The sequence below is a fragment of the Pseudarthrobacter sp. MOO14 genome (genome assembly GCF_058267675.1).
Map to the genome: position 1 here is coordinate 653,151 of NZ_CM177849.1, position 13,666 is coordinate 666,816.

Here is a 13,666-nt window from a genome sequence, read left to right on the forward strand (position 1 = left end):
GGGGCTGGTGCCTAGGCGGAACGGAGGGCCCGGTCACTCATGGAGCGGGATCCCCGTCCAACGGCCAGGGTGCCGGACTGCACGATTTCTCGGATGCCGAAGGGCTCCAGCACTGATAGCAGGGCTGTGAGCTTTTCCGGATGGCCGGTGGCCTCAATGACGACCGAGTCGGTGGACACGTCCACCACTGAGGCGCGGAACAGGTCTGCGGCCTGGGTTACCTGCAGGCGTGTTGCGGCATCCGCCCGTACCTTGACCAGGATGTGGTCGCGCTGTACGGAAGTTTCTGGGGTCAGCTCAACGATCTTGATCACGTTGACCAGCTTGTTGAGCTGTTTGGTGACCTGCTCGATGAGGTCGCCGTCGGCGTCGACCACCACGGTCATGCGGGACACGCCCGGCACTTCGGTGGGGCCGACGGCCAAGGAGTTGATGTTGAAGGCGCGGCGGGCGAACAGGCTCGCCACGCGGGTCAGGACGCCGGGCTTGTCCTCGACCAGGACGGAAAGTGTGTGGCGGCTCATGCTCAGTCTTCCTCTTCCCATTCCGGGGTCATGTTTCGGGCAACCTGGATCTGGTCGTTGCTCACTCCGGAGGGCACCATCGGCCACACCATGGAGTTGGGGCTCACCACGAAGTCGATGACCACGGGGCGGTCATTGATTTCGAGTGCCTTCTGGATGGTGGCGTCGATGTCCTCTTCCCGCTCGCAGCGGAACGAGGCGCAGCCGTAGGCCTCGCCCAGCTTGACGAAGTCCGGGATGCGGACGGTGTCGTGGCCGGTGTTGAGGTCCGTGTTGGAGTAGCGGCCCTCGTAGAAGAGGGTCTGCCACTGCCGCACCATGCCCAGCGAGGAGTTGTTGATGACGGCAACCTTGATGGGAATGTTGTTGATGGCGCAGGTGGCCAGCTCCTGGTTGGTCATCTGGAAGCAGCCGTCGCCGTCGATGGCCCAGACCACCCGGTCAGGCTCGCCCACTTTGGCGCCCATGGCCGCGGGAACGGCATAGCCCATGGTGCCGGCGCCGCCGGAGTTCAGCCAGGCGTGCGGGCGCTCGTACTTGATGAACTGGGCAGCCCACATCTGGTGCTGCCCAACACCCGCCACGTACACCCCTTCGGGGCCGGTCAGCTGGCCGATCCGCTCGATGACCTTCTGCGGGGCGATCAGGCCGTCGTCCGGTTCCGTCCAGCCCAGCGGGTAGGTTTCCTTGAGGTTGTTCAGGAAGGCCCACCAGGTGGTCAGGTCAGGCGTGCCGGAAGCCTCGAACTGGCTGCGGACGGCCTCTGTCAGTTCCGGAATGATCTCCTTGACCGAGCCCACTATGGGGACATCGGCGGTGCGGTTCTTGGAGATCTCGGCGGGGTCGATGTCGGCGTGGATGACCTTGGCATGCGGTGCGAAGGTGCGCAGCACGCCGGTCACGCGGTCATCGAAACGGGCGCCGAGGGTGATCAGGAGGTCCGACTGCTGAAGGGCCGTGACGGCGGAAACGCTGCCGTGCATGCCCGGCATGCCCACGTGCTGCGGGTGGGAATCCGGGAAGGCGCCTTTCGCCATCAGGGTGGTCACCACGGGTGCTCCCGTGGCCTCGGCGAGGGCGCGCAGTTCAGCGGAGGCGTGCGCCTTCACCACGCCGCCACCGACGTACAGGACCGGCTTGGAGGCGGCGGCGATGAGTTTCGCCGCCTCGCGCACCTGCTTGTTGTGGCCCCGGGTGACCGGCCGGTACCCGGGCAGGTCGATCCGCGGCGGCCACGAGAACGTCATCTGTCCCACCTGGGCATCCTTGGCAACGTCCACCAGGACGGGCCCGGGACGGCCGGTGGAGGCCAGATGGAAGGCCTCGGCCATGACGTGGGGGATGTCGTTGGGGTCGGTCACCAGGAACGAGTGCTTGGTGATCGGCATGGTGATGCCCACGATGTCGGCTTCCTGGAACGCATCGGTGCCAATGACGCCGCTGGCGACCTGGCCGGTGATGGCCACCAGGGGCACGGAGTCCATGTGGGCATCCATGATGGCGGTAACGAGGTTGGTGGCGCCGGGACCCGAGGTGGCGATGCAGACGCCAACCCGCCCGGTAACCATGGCGTAGCCTTGCGCGGCGTGGCCGGCTCCCTGTTCGTGACGGACCAGCACGTGGTTCATGGTGGAGGCCATCAAGGGGTCGTAGGTGGGCAGGATCGCGCCACCAGGCAAACCGAAAATGTCGTCGACGCCGAGTTCTTCGAGCGAACGGACGATTGCTTGCGAGCCGGTCATCACCGTCGGGGGTACGACGTTGTTCGGCCCAAGGACAGGAGAGACGGCAGCAAGGTCGGCGACGACGGCGGCATGGTCAGCCGTCCGGTCGGCGCGTTCCGGAGCCTTGGCGGCTCCAGCGGACTTGGTGGCCATCAGCGAGGGGCTGATGGGCGATCCTTTGCTCATCGGACTCTTCCTTGTGGATCTTCTCTGGTGTTCGAATGTGACTGGAAAGGCGGGAAATAAAAAAACCCCTCAGCCTGGTGGCTCTGTGAGGGGTTCGCGCGTGACGGTTCGTTACCAGGGCTAATGTGCCACGCGCTTGGTAAGGACGACGACGATGCCGGTAACGAAAGTCATGCGTTCAGTTTTCCCTCTGGTGTGATGGGTGTCAACGAGCAACAACCCTATCTCACCATGTGGACAACACTGTCCACTCTTTGATCCTATCTCGGAAGGACCAGCCTAAAACCGGACGTCAGCCGGTGTAGGCACCCTGGCTGGCGCTGTGTACCAGCTTGGCGTACTTGGCAAGCACTCCCTTGGTGTAGCGGGCCGGAAGCGGCTGCCAGTCCACTTTGCGGGCCTCAAGTTCCGCGTCGTCCACCAGCAGGTCGAACGTGCGGGCGGCGATGTCCACCCTGATCCGGTCGCCGTCCTTGACGAAGGCGATCGGGCCGCCGTCGACCGCTTCCGGCGCAACGTGGCCGATGCACAAGCCGGTGGTTCCGCCGGAGAAGCGGCCGTCCGTCAGCAGGAGGACGTCCTTGCCCAGCCCGGCACCCTTGATGGCGCCGGTGATCGCCAGCATTTCCCGCATGCCGGGGCCGCCCTTGGGACCTTCATACCGGATGACCACGACGTCGCCGGCCTTGATCTCGCCGTTGTCGAGTGCGTCCAGCGCCCCCTTCTCGCGCTCGAAGACCCGGGCAGAGCCCTCGAAGACGTCGGCGTCGAAGCCGGCGCTCTTGACGACGGCGCCTTCCGGCGCCATTGAGCCGTGCAGGATGGTGATGCCGCCGGTTTTGTGGATCGGATTGTCCAGTGCGCGAAGAATCTTGCCGTCAACGTCCGGCGGGTTGATCGCGTCGAGGTTTTCGGCGACGGTCTTGCCCGTGACGGTGAGGCAGTCGCCGTGCAGCAGGCCGGCGTCGAGCAGGGCCTTCATGATGACGGGAACGCCGCCGATCCTGTCGACGTCGGTCATGACGTAGCGGCCGAAGGGCTTGAGGTCGCCCAGGTGCGGGATCCTGTCGCCGATGCGGTTGAAGTCGTCGAGGGTGAGCTCAACCTCGGCTTCCCGGGCGATGGCCAGCAGGTGCAGCACGGCGTTGGTGGAGCCGCCGAAGGCCATGGTGACGGCGATGGCATTCTCGAACGCTTTCTTGGTCATGATGTCCCGGGCGGTGATGCCCTTGCGCAGGAGATTGACCACCGCTTCGCCGGACTTGCGGGCGAATTCATCACGACGGCGGTCTGCCGAGGGCGGGGCGGCCGAGCCGGGGAGGGACATGCCCAGCGCCTCGCCGATGCAAGCCATGGTGTTGGCCGTGTACATACCGCCGCAGGCGCCTTCGCCGGGGCAGATGGCCTTTTCGATCCGGGTGAGGTCTTCCATGCTCATCTTGCCCGCGGCGCAGGCACCCACCGCTTCAAAGGCGTCGATGAGCGTGACTTCCTTTTCGGAGCCGTCCTCGAGCTTCACCCAGCCGGGCATGATGGACCCGGCGTAAAGGAAGACGCTGGCCAAATCCAGGCGGGCGGCCGCCATCAGCATGCCGGGCAGGGACTTGTCGCAGCCGGCCAGCAGGACCGAGCCGTCGATCCGCTCCGCCTGCATGACGGTCTCCACGGAGTCGGCGATGACTTCACGGGAGACCAGGGAGAAGTGCATTCCCTCGTGGCCCATGGAGATGCCGTCCGAAACCGAAATAGTGCCGAATTGCATGGGGAACCCGCCGCCTGCGTGGACGCCTTCCTTGGCGCCCTGCGCGAGGCGGTTCAGGGAGAGGTTGCAGGGAGTGATCTCGTTCCATGAGCTCGCCACGCCAATCTGGGGCTTGGCGAAGTCGTCATCGCCCATGCCGACAGCCCGAAACATGCCGCGCGCGGGCGCCGCATGGATCCCATCGGTGACGACGCGGCTGCGGGGCTTGATATCAGGCGTGTTTGCGGTTGCGGTCTGGGCGTCACTCATAGGGGAAAGTCTAGGGCGCGCACCGCTGCCGGACGACCGTCACATCAGCTTCATGTTGAAATAACGGGAAAAATTAGCCAAATAGTGGACTCATGTCTCACATAATGAGACGTCGATGGTGGTCGAGGCTCCGTCCGGCCACCCGCACAACCGGGGAGGACGCCAGCCTGCGGCCCCCGGCTTCTCTGGACAGCAGTGCCTGCCCGACGTAGCGTCGGGGACAGGACACCCCCGCCGCCCGGATCGAGAGGCCTGCCATGGACATTCTTTTCTGGATCATTCTCATCGTTGTTCTCGCGGCAGTCGTTTGGTGGCTGCTGAAGCGCAACAGGTCAACCAGTACCCCTGGCGCCTCCGGCACCAGATCGGACGGCGCCCTGGAGGGAGGCAGCGCCGCTGCCTCGGCCGAGGCTGCCGCGACCACCGGGATACCCACGGCAGCGGGCTTCGGCCGCGCCGCCGAACCGGCAGCCCCGCCAACGGCTGAGGAACCGGCGGATTCATCGGCGATGCCACGGACGGCGACACCCGCGGCTGCCGAGGCCACCGACAACCCGGTCCAGGGCCCTTCCGGCGCCGATGACGGCATGGCTGCACCCGGCTCCGTCGGCGCCCGGGAAGATGAGCGCAGGCTGCAGGATGAAGCCGAGTGGGAAACCCAGTGGTCGGAGGCCGGGCCGTCCGGGCCACGTCCCGCCCCGTCCGCCACCAACGATGCAGCGGCAACGGCCGCAGCGTCACAGGCAGCCCCGCCCGCCGCAGGGGCCGAGGCCGACGCGGCGGACGACGGCGCCGGGCGGCAGGAATCCCGGGCGCACAGCTCCCCCGCACCTGCCCATCCTGTCCATCACGACGAATACACCGCAGCCCACGCCCCGACGCTGCCCGGCGCCGAGACGGCCGCCGGGGAGGAGACGGCAGCATCCGAGGCGACGGAGCATGCGGAGGCCTCCGCCCCGACGGAAGAAGCATCAGGCCACCACGACGCCGCCCCGGGGCACAGCGAAGCGGCGGGAGAACCAGCCGGGCACCTTGCGGCAAAGGAACCGTACGGGGCAGGCTCGGCATCGCCGGCCGCCGATGGAAGCGGTCCGGCGGACTACAGCGTCAAGGGAGACGCCACTGCGATGGTCTACTACGAAGAAGGACATCCCGACCATGAGCACATCCGGGCGGATGTCTGGTTTGAGTCTGCCGCGCACGCCGAGGCTGCCGGTTTCCGCGCTCCGCGCCGCAAACGGCCCTAGCCGGAGGCGGGGCCTCCTTATGACGCTACGCCCCTACTGGATGGCCTGCCTGCTCTTCCTGCTGGCAGCGTGCACCGGCTCGCCCGGCCCAACACCTGGCACGGGCTCCGGCACCACGGCCGAGCCGCCCGTCTCCGTACCCGAGGTGCAGGAAAAGCTGGAACTGAAGCTGGCCGTCCCCTGGGCGGCCGTCTTCCTTCCGGACGGCACGGCAATCATCTCCGAGCGGGGAACGGCGTTGTTGAAGGCGGTCCACGATGGACAGGCCACCACCGTGGGCAAGGTCCCGGGGGTGGTGCCCGCCGGTGAAGGGGGCCTGCTGGGCCTGGCGCTGTCACCGCATTTCGACGTTGACCGCTACCTCTATGCCTACGTGACAGGGCAGGAGGACAACCGGGTGGTCCGGCTGACGCTGCAAAGGGACGCCGACGGCGCACTCTCCCCCGGTCCACCGCAGACCGTCTTTGCCGGCATACCGAAAGCAACGACGCACAACGGCGGGAGGATCCGGTTCGGCCCGGACGGCTTCCTCTACGTTGGCACCGGCGACGCCCAGCGCCGGGAACAGCCCCAGGATCCGGACGCCCTGGGCGGCAAGATCCTCCGGCTCGCCCCGGACGGCAGTCCGGCACCCGGGAACCCGTTCGGCAATGCCGTCTACAGCCTGGGTCACCGGAACGTCCAGGGACTGGCCTGGGACGCCGAGGGCAGGCTGTGGGCCAGTGAATTCGGCCCCGACGTCAATGACGAGCTCAATCTGATCCTTCCGGGCGCCAACTACGGATGGCCCGAAGTGACGGGCGCACCCCACCGGCCGGAATTCCAGGATGCAAAGGTCGTGTGGCCCTCCACCAGCGAATCATCGCCCAGCGGCCTGGAAATAGACGGCGGCACCGCGTACCTGGGCGCGCTTCGCGGGGAGCGGCTGTGGGCCGTCCCCCTTCAAGGCACCGAGGCAGGTAATCCTGTGGCCTATTTCACAGGAATGTACGGGCGGATCAGGGACGTGGTCCGGACCCCGAACGGTGGATTGTGGCTGATGACGAACAACGAAAACCCTGATTTCGTGCTGGTTTTGGGGCTCCGGCGGTGACGGCACCTCCTCCGCGGGCGCCGATTTCACTTGCACCGGAAGTTCGTGTAGAGTTTCATGTCGTTGCGGAGATCAACGGGAAAGAAAAAGCCCGAAAGATTGAAGCAAAGAAGATGCACCTCTAGCTCAATTGGCAGAGCAATTGACTCTTAATCAATGGGTTCCGGGTTCAAGTCCCGGGGGGTGCACCAAAGAAACCCCGTCTTTACTGGCCGAGAGGCCACGTAAAGGCGGGGTTTCGTTTTGCGCTTGCAATGGATGGTGTGCCGCACGGCGACCCAGAGGTTCACATCCAATGCCTCCGAATCTGCCTGGTGGCTTCCCGAAGGTAGTCGGTATGCTGCCCGGGTGAACCCGGCACGCCGCCGGACGAGATCGGTGGGCCCGGCGAAGCTGTGTCTGGTCTTTTTGCAGGTTGCCATGATGTCCTGTCAGGGTGCGACCGCGGCCTGCCCGGGCTGCAACCGGGTTAAGCCGGGACCCGGGGTCCCGCACATATGACCGGGGTACCCGTTTCCTCATTGAAAGTAGTCCCAGTTGAAAAAACAGCTCGCCGTCACCGCTGCCCTCGCCGGGATCACCCTGGCCGTCGCAGGATGCTCCGCGACCGCCACCTCCGGCCCTGGCACCGCCGCCCCCACCCCCGGCATGACAGCTCCGCCCACCGCGTCCTCCCAGGCATCCACCGGATGGGAACTGAAGCCACAGGGGGGCGGTGACCGGATCCAGGCAGCCGGGTTGCAGGTCCTCAACGCCGAAGGCGCTGCAGAGCATTTCCACGCGCACCTGGACGTCCTCGTGGACGGCAAGCCGGTCGCCGTTCCGGCGGACATCGGCTTCAGCTTCACCCCGGCCGGCCAGCCCAACGGGATCTCCGCGCTGCACAGCCATGACAAATCCGGGATTATCCACATCGAAGCACCAACCGCCGGCGCCACCTACACGCTCGGGCAGTTCCTCACCGAATGGGGTGTCCTGGACGGCACCGACCCAACGCCAGGAACGCCACACTCCGCCCAGGACGGCTGGAGCGTGGCCGTCAACGGAGTTCCGCACGGCGGGAAGATCTCCGATGTGGTCCTAAAAGCCCACGACGAGGTCGTCCTGTTCCACGGCGCGGCGCCAGTCCCGGTCCCCGCCACGTTCACCTTTCCGGCAGAGCTGTAGCCCCCTCACCGGCGGCCGCCAACAAGACCCCCATGTGCTCCGCGCGCACATAACAGTGTGGCCGCCGGACACAAAAAAGCGTGGCCCCGGCAGTCGTTGCCGGGGCCACGCTTTGAAGGCGTTATGAAAAGCCGGTTACTTGGCGGAGTCCACCAGCGCAGAGGCGTTGCTCGGCGTCGTGGCGAACTGGCTGGCGAGTTCACGGACCACAGCCTTGAGCTCCTGGCGCAGGACCTCGGGGTCGATCGAAGAGGAAGCCAACACCGAACGCTCCATCTCCACGGCCTGGGCTACCGCTTCCTTGCCGCGCTCAGTCAGCGAGACCACATGGCTCCTGCGGTCCGAGGTGCTCCGCACCCGGGCGATATGGCCGTGGGACTCAAGCCGGCTGAGCGTCTTGCCCATGGTCTGGGCCTGGACGCGGACATACTGGGCGAGCTGGGCCTGGGTCATGGGGCCTTGCGCAGCCAGCACCTCTATGGCGATAACACCGGCGTGCGTGAGTCCGATGGCGCCAAGTTTTTCGTTCCAGGAGTGTTCAACGAGGCGCGCAGCAGTGGACAGGAGGCGCCCTGTGGGCCAGTGATCCATATCAGGCATAGCAGCCAGTATAACCAAGTGCCGATTAGCACTCGCCCCACCCGCTTACTAGGCTGTTGTGTCCCGCCCGCAACAAGGAGAAAAACAATGGCTGAAAGACTCGTTACCGGCGACAAAGCACCCGCATTTACCTTGCAGGACTCACGCGGGAAGGAGGTCAGCCTGGACCCGGCCTCCGGCCGCTCCACCATTGTCTACTTCTATCCGGCAGCGTCCACGCCCGGGTGTACCAAGGAAGCCTGCGACTTCCGCGACAGCCTTGCCTCCCTGCAGGCCTCCGGATACGACGTCCTGGGCATCTCGCCCGACCCCGTCGAAAAACTGGCAAAATTTGCGGCGAATGAAGCCCTGACGTTCCCCCTGCTCTCCGATGCGGACCACGCAGTGGCCGAGGCATACGGCGCCTGGGGCGAAAAGAAGAACTACGGCAAGACGTACCAAGGCCTGATCCGCTCCACCATCGTGGTGGATCCCGACGGCAAGGTTTCCCTCGCACAGTACAACGTCCGGGCGACCGGACATGTGGCCAAGTTGCGGCGGGACCTCAACCTGGACGCCTGACCACGCCGCACCTGCCGGACCACCCCGCCGGCGCGACGCTACAATGGACACTGGCATCCCGCCGTCGAATGCCCTGCGTTCCTGGGGGAAGCCTGCGCGCGAGTGGTGAAATTGGCAGACACGCAGGATTTAGGTTCCTGTGCCTTCGGGCGTGGGGGTTCAAGTCCCCCCTTGCGCACACCGCGGATCCCCCGGCTTTGGCCGGGGGATCCTTTGTTTTAAGCCGTCTCCCCCATGCCGGTTCGTGCCCCGAATAGAAAAACTCCACGGATCCACCCATCCACTTCCGCCCACCGGCCGAATAGCCATTGAGACACCAGCCAAGGGCCGGTGCTTACCCCCAAGTCAGACTGCACGCCACGGACACCGCTCCACGGGCAGCAGGCTCAACGATCCAAGGAGTACTGAAATGCAGACCTTCAAGCGCACCACTTTCACCGTCGCAGGCGTTGCAGCGGCCGCTCTGCTCAGCCTCACCGCGTGTGGCGGTTCGGGCAGCACCTCCGGGTCCTCGGCATCTTCGGCGCCGATGTCCTCCGCCCCCAGCTCCAGCATGGCCTCACCGTCATCCAGCGCCATGGCCAGCTCCTCGGCCGGCAGCATGGACCCGGCAGCAAACCTGGTCGGCCCCGGCTGCGCCGCTTACGCCCAGCAGGTTCCCACCGGCGCAGGCTCCGTAGCCGGCATGGCCCTGGATCCGGTGGCCGTCGCCGCCTCCAACAACCCCATCCTCACCACGCTGACCGCGTCGGTATCCGGCAAGCTCAACCCCAAGGTCAACCTGGTGGACACCCTCAACGGCGGCGAATTCACTGTCTTCGCACCGGTGGATGACGCCTTCAAGAAGATTGACGCCGCCACCATCGACACCCTGAAGACGGACGATGCCCTGCTGAGCAAGATCCTGACCTACCACGTTGTTCCCGGCCAGATCACCCCTGACAAGATCGCCGGCACCCACGCCACCGTCGAGGGCGGCTCCGTCACCGTCACCGGCAGCGGCAACAACCTCAAGGTGGACAACGCCAACGTCATCTGCGGCGGCGTCAAGACCAAGAACGCCACGGTCTACCTGATCGACTCGGTGCTGATGCCCAAGTAGCCCTCACAGGCAACAAGCGTTCTTCGACCAAGCCGGGTTCCACTGGTTATCCAGGGGCCCGGCATTGGCGTGTCCGGATCCGGGCAGTGCCCGGGTCGTGTCCATTAGACTGGATCCCGGCCCGCAACCGGCGGAGCCGGCAGGATCCAGAGGTGATAAACGAGTGCCCAGCAGTACATCGCGGCGGACTGCCCTCAAGGCCGGCGCCGTCCTCATGGCGCTGGGCGTGACATCATGCACAGGCACACCGGTTCCCTCTCCCACGCCCGGCCAGGACAACTCCACGCCCGCGGAACCGGCAGCCACCTTCAGCTTCGGAACCGCCGCCCAGCCACTGGGCCTTGACCCGGCATTGTCCAACGACGTCGAGTCCCAGCGCATCACGCGGCAAATCATGGAAGGCCTCGTGGGAGTTGACCAGACCACGGGAAAGCCCACGCCCCTGCTGGCCACCGAATGGAACGAATCCAACGAGGGCCGCACCTACACCTTCAAGCTTCGTACCGGCGTTACCTTCCAGGACGGGACCCCGTTTAATGCCGACGCCGTCTGCACCAACTTCAACCGCTGGTTCGCCTTCTCCGCCGAACTGCGGAAGCAGGCACCGGGCAGTTCCTTCAAGGGGGTCTTCAAGGCCCACTCGGACGAAGCCAGCCTCTCAATCTTCAAGAGTTGCACCGCCGTGGCCGCGGACACAGTGCAGATCGACCTCACGCAGCGCTTCACGGCGTTCCTGCAGGCATTGACATTGCCCGCCTTTGCGATGGCCTCCCCCGCCGCCCTCGCTGCCGGCAAAGCCGACGTGCTGGACCAAAACCGTGGCGGCCAGGCCTTGTCCGTTTTCGCCACCAACCCGGTCGGCACCGGCCCCTTCACACTCGCTGCCTGGGGCAGCGACAACGTGACCCTGTCCAGCAACAAGACCTACTGGGGCGACCGCGGGCAGATCGCCACCATCAACTTCCTCGCCTACAACTACCCGCAAACCCGCCTCCAGGCCCTCCTGGACGGCAAGATCGACGGCTACGACGCCGTGACCGTGGGGAACTTCGACCAGCTGGTCAAGCGAGGCAAGCAGATCGTCCAGCGCGACCCGTTCTCCGTGATGTACGTGGGCATGAACCAGGACATCCCGGTGCTGCAAAACCAAAAGATCCGGCAGGCGGTGGAGCTTGCGATCGACAAGGAAACGCTGATCCGGAAGTTCTTCATCGACAACACCGCCAAAGCGACGCAGTTCGTCCCGCCCAAGATCAGCGGATTCAACAACGATGCCCCGGCACTGGGCCATGACCCGGAAAAGGCCAAGAGCTACCTCAAGGACGCCGGCTACGCCGGCGAGGAACTCAAGTTCTACTACCCCCTGAACGTCACCCGGCCCTACCTCCCGACCCCCGAAAAGGTCTACGCCGAGCTCAGCCGCCAGCTCACCGCCGTCGGCTTCAACATCCGGCCCGTCCCGGTGGACTGGGCCGATGGCTATCTCCAGAAAGTCCAGTCCCCCGGCGACCATGCCCTGCACATCCTCGGCTGGAACGGCTCGTACTCGGATGCCGACAACTTTGTCGGCCCGCTGTTCGGCGAGAAGAACGGCGAATTCGGGTACCAGGATCCGCAGGTGTTCTCGAAAATCAACAGGGCCCGCGGCCTGCCGGACGGCAAGGAGCGCGATGACTTGTATCACACCATCAACACCCAGATTGCGGCGACGGTGCCGGCCGTTCCCATCGCCTTTCCCATCTCCGCCCTTGCCCTTTCGGACCGGGTCCTGAGCTACCCGGCGTCCCCGGTCTTAAATGAAGTTTTTACGAAGGTCCAACTAAAGCCTTGACGGGCCGGTCCAATTTCAGTATGTCGGCTGCCCGGGGATATTCTGTGACAGCCAGAGCCGCTGCAATCGGAGACTGATCGTGACTTTCATTTCCAAGACCCCACATGCCGACGTTGTCCTGATAGGCGGCGGCATCATGAGCGCGACGCTGGGGGCATTCCTCAAGCAGCTGGAGCCGGACTGGACCATCTCGCTGTTCGAACGGCTGGACCAGCCGGGGCTCGAGAGCTCAGATCCCTGGAACAACGCGGGGACGGGCCATGCGGCCCTCTGCGAACTGAACTACTCCCCCGCAGCCAAGGACGGCTCGGTAAGCCCCAACAAGGCGCTGCTCATCAATGAACAGTTCCAGCTTTCCCGCCAGTTCTGGTCCCACTTGGTGGACAACAACCTGATTGGCTCCCCCAAGGGTTTCATCAACACCGTCCCGCACATGAGCTTTGTGATTGGCGAGGACCACACCCGGTTCCTGAAGACGCGCTACGAGGCCCTGAAGCCGCACACCCTTTTCCGGTCCATGGAGTACTCCGAGGACCACGCACAGATTGCCAAGTGGGCGCCACTGATCGTCAAGGGCCGCGACCCCAAGCAGCGTGTCGCGGCTACCCGGGCAGCTGAAGGAACTGACGTCGACTTCGGCGCGCTGACCCGTGAGCTCACCGGCTACCTGGGGAACAACGGCGTCGAAATCAACTATGGCCATGACGTCACCGGCATCTCCCGGGCGTCCGACGGCGGCTGGGACCTGACGCTGAAGCACCCGCGTTCCGGAGAGCACGGCAAGATCCACGCCAAGTTCGTCTTCGTCGGCGCCGGCGGCGGCGCGCTGCACCTCCTCCAGGCCTCGGGCATCCCCGAAAGCAAGGGTTACGGCGGCTTCCCCGTCTCCGGGCAGTTCTTCCGCTGCACGGACGAGACCATCGCCGCCCAGCACAGCGCAAAGGTCTATGGCCAGGCCTCGGTTGGCGCCCCGCCCATGTCCGTACCGCACTTGGATACCCGCTACGTCAACGGCAAGCGCTCGCTCCTGTTCGGACCCTACGCCGGCTTCTCCACGAACTTCCTCAAGAACGGCTCCTACCTGGACCTGCCGCTGTCCATCCGCCCGGGCAACATCATCCCGATGCTCGCCGTGGCCAAGGACAACATGGACCTCACCGCGTACCTCATCAAGGAGGTTGCAAAGCGGCACGACCAGAAGGTCGAGGCCCTGCGCGAGTACTACCCCGAGGCAAAGGGCGGCGACTGGGAACTTATCACCGCCGGCCAGCGTGTGCAGATCATCAAGAAAGATCCGCAAAAGGGCGGCATCCTTCAGTTCGGAACCGAAGTGATCGCCGGCCGCGACGGCTCCATCGGCGCGCTCCTGGGCGCGTCGCCCGGGGCTTCGACCGCTGTCCCCATCATGATTGAACTGCTGCAGAAGACGTTCCCCCGGAATTTCAAGGGCTGGCAGTCCAAGCTCAAGGACATGATGCCCGGTTACGGGGTCAAGCTGGATGAAAATCCGGACCTGGCCGCGGAGCTGGAACGGGCCACGGCCAAGTCCCTCCAGCTGGAGAGCGTTTCCGCCAGCCATTGACCCTGCCGGGGCCAGCGGCTGGCACCCAGGGCATGTAC

11 protein-coding genes and 2 tRNA genes are annotated in these 13,666 nt (G+C 65.2%); 9 read left to right on the plus strand and 4 right to left on the minus strand.

The window, feature by feature from the left end:
- Positions 1 to 11 precede the first annotated feature (11 nt).
- The 3 genes from ilvN to ilvD all read right to left on the minus strand — a co-directional run bounded on the left by ilvN (position 12) and on the right by ilvD (position 4,445).
- Positions 12 to 524 (minus strand): acetolactate synthase small subunit, encoded by a 513-nt coding sequence (gene ilvN / locus AC4EEV_RS03025; protein WP_018760055.1) that lies wholly within the window; start codon positions 522 to 524, stop codon positions 12 to 14.
- A gap of 2 nt (positions 525 to 526) precedes the next feature.
- On the minus strand, positions 527 to 2,434 hold the full coding sequence (locus AC4EEV_RS03030; protein ID WP_018760056.1) for an acetolactate synthase large subunit: 1,908 nt from the start codon (positions 2,432 to 2,434) through the stop codon (positions 527 to 529).
- 292 nt (positions 2,435 to 2,726) lie between these two features.
- Positions 2,727 to 4,445, minus strand: a complete 1,719-nt coding sequence (ilvD, locus tag AC4EEV_RS03035; RefSeq protein ID WP_109045024.1) for a dihydroxy-acid dehydratase — start codon at positions 4,443 to 4,445, stop codon at positions 2,727 to 2,729.
- Positions 4,446 to 4,702: 257 nt separating this feature from the next.
- Here ilvD and AC4EEV_RS03040 point away from each other — a divergent pair, with 257 nt between their 5' ends.
- From AC4EEV_RS03040 to AC4EEV_RS03055, 4 genes are all read left to right on the plus strand, one after another.
- Entirely contained in the window at positions 4,703 to 5,692 is a 990-nt protein-coding gene (locus AC4EEV_RS03040; RefSeq protein ID WP_020608496.1) for a sunset domain-containing protein, read from the plus strand.
- Positions 5,693 to 5,711: 19 nt separating this feature from the next.
- A complete protein-coding gene (locus AC4EEV_RS03045) occupies positions 5,712 to 6,785 on the plus strand; it encodes a PQQ-dependent sugar dehydrogenase (protein WP_491330114.1) in 1,074 nt (357 codons plus the stop codon).
- Positions 6,786 to 6,900: 115 nt separating this feature from the next.
- Positions 6,901 to 6,976: transfer RNA gene (locus AC4EEV_RS03050), tRNA-Lys, on the plus strand.
- 346 nt (positions 6,977 to 7,322) lie between these two features.
- Entirely contained in the window at positions 7,323 to 7,952 is a 630-nt protein-coding gene (locus AC4EEV_RS03055) for a hypothetical protein (protein ID WP_491330115.1), read from the plus strand.
- 135 nt (positions 7,953 to 8,087) lie between these two features.
- Here the strand turns inward: AC4EEV_RS03055 and AC4EEV_RS03060 are convergent, their stop codons facing one another.
- Positions 8,088 to 8,543 (minus strand): MarR family winged helix-turn-helix transcriptional regulator, encoded by a 456-nt coding sequence (locus tag AC4EEV_RS03060; protein ID WP_018760060.1) that lies wholly within the window; start codon positions 8,541 to 8,543, stop codon positions 8,088 to 8,090.
- Positions 8,544 to 8,639: 96 nt separating this feature from the next.
- Here AC4EEV_RS03060 and bcp point away from each other — a divergent pair, with 96 nt between their 5' ends.
- The 5 genes from bcp (at position 8,640) to AC4EEV_RS03085 (ending at position 13,628) form a co-directional block, all read left to right on the plus strand.
- The gene (gene bcp, locus AC4EEV_RS03065; RefSeq protein ID WP_491330116.1) at positions 8,640 to 9,113 is read left to right on the plus strand and encodes a thioredoxin-dependent thiol peroxidase; all 474 of its coding nucleotides are present in this window, start codon (positions 8,640 to 8,642) and stop codon (positions 9,111 to 9,113) included.
- Between the two features lie 96 nt (positions 9,114 to 9,209).
- Positions 9,210 to 9,291 (plus strand) — tRNA-Leu (locus tag AC4EEV_RS03070).
- Between the two features lie 231 nt (positions 9,292 to 9,522).
- On the plus strand, positions 9,523 to 10,215 hold the full coding sequence (locus tag AC4EEV_RS03075; protein ID WP_109045029.1) for a fasciclin domain-containing protein: 693 nt from the start codon (positions 9,523 to 9,525) through the stop codon (positions 10,213 to 10,215).
- Positions 10,216 to 10,378: 163 nt separating this feature from the next.
- The gene (locus AC4EEV_RS03080; RefSeq protein WP_240617732.1) at positions 10,379 to 12,046 is read left to right on the plus strand and encodes an ABC transporter substrate-binding protein; all 1,668 of its coding nucleotides are present in this window, start codon (positions 10,379 to 10,381) and stop codon (positions 12,044 to 12,046) included.
- Between the two features lie 79 nt (positions 12,047 to 12,125).
- Complete coding sequence (locus tag AC4EEV_RS03085) at positions 12,126 to 13,628, plus strand: malate:quinone oxidoreductase (protein ID WP_018760064.1); 1,503 nt, start codon at positions 12,126 to 12,128, stop codon at positions 13,626 to 13,628.
- The last annotated feature ends 38 nt before the right edge of the window (positions 13,629 to 13,666 follow it).

Bases quoted from the DNA above. Each gene is read 5' to 3' on its own strand.
- ilvN (WP_018760055.1), bottom strand. From the start codon at position 524: ATGAGCCGCCACACACTTTCCGTCCTGGTCGAGGACAAGCCCGGCGTC.
- AC4EEV_RS03030 (WP_018760056.1), bottom strand. From the start codon at position 2,434: ATGAGCAAAGGATCGCCCATCAGCCCCTCGCTGATGGCCACCAAGTCC.
- ilvD (WP_109045024.1), bottom strand. From the start codon at position 4,445: ATGAGTGACGCCCAGACCGCAACCGCAAACACGCCTGATATCAAGCCC.
- AC4EEV_RS03040 (WP_020608496.1), top strand. From the start codon at position 4,703: ATGGACATTCTTTTCTGGATCATTCTCATCGTTGTTCTCGCGGCAGTC.
- AC4EEV_RS03045 (WP_491330114.1), top strand. From the start codon at position 5,712: ATGACGCTACGCCCCTACTGGATGGCCTGCCTGCTCTTCCTGCTGGCA.
- AC4EEV_RS03060 (WP_018760060.1), bottom strand. From the start codon at position 8,543: ATGGATCACTGGCCCACAGGGCGCCTCCTGTCCACTGCTGCGCGCCTC.
- bcp (WP_491330116.1), top strand. From the start codon at position 8,640: ATGGCTGAAAGACTCGTTACCGGCGACAAAGCACCCGCATTTACCTTG.
- AC4EEV_RS03075 (WP_109045029.1), top strand. From the start codon at position 9,523: ATGCAGACCTTCAAGCGCACCACTTTCACCGTCGCAGGCGTTGCAGCG.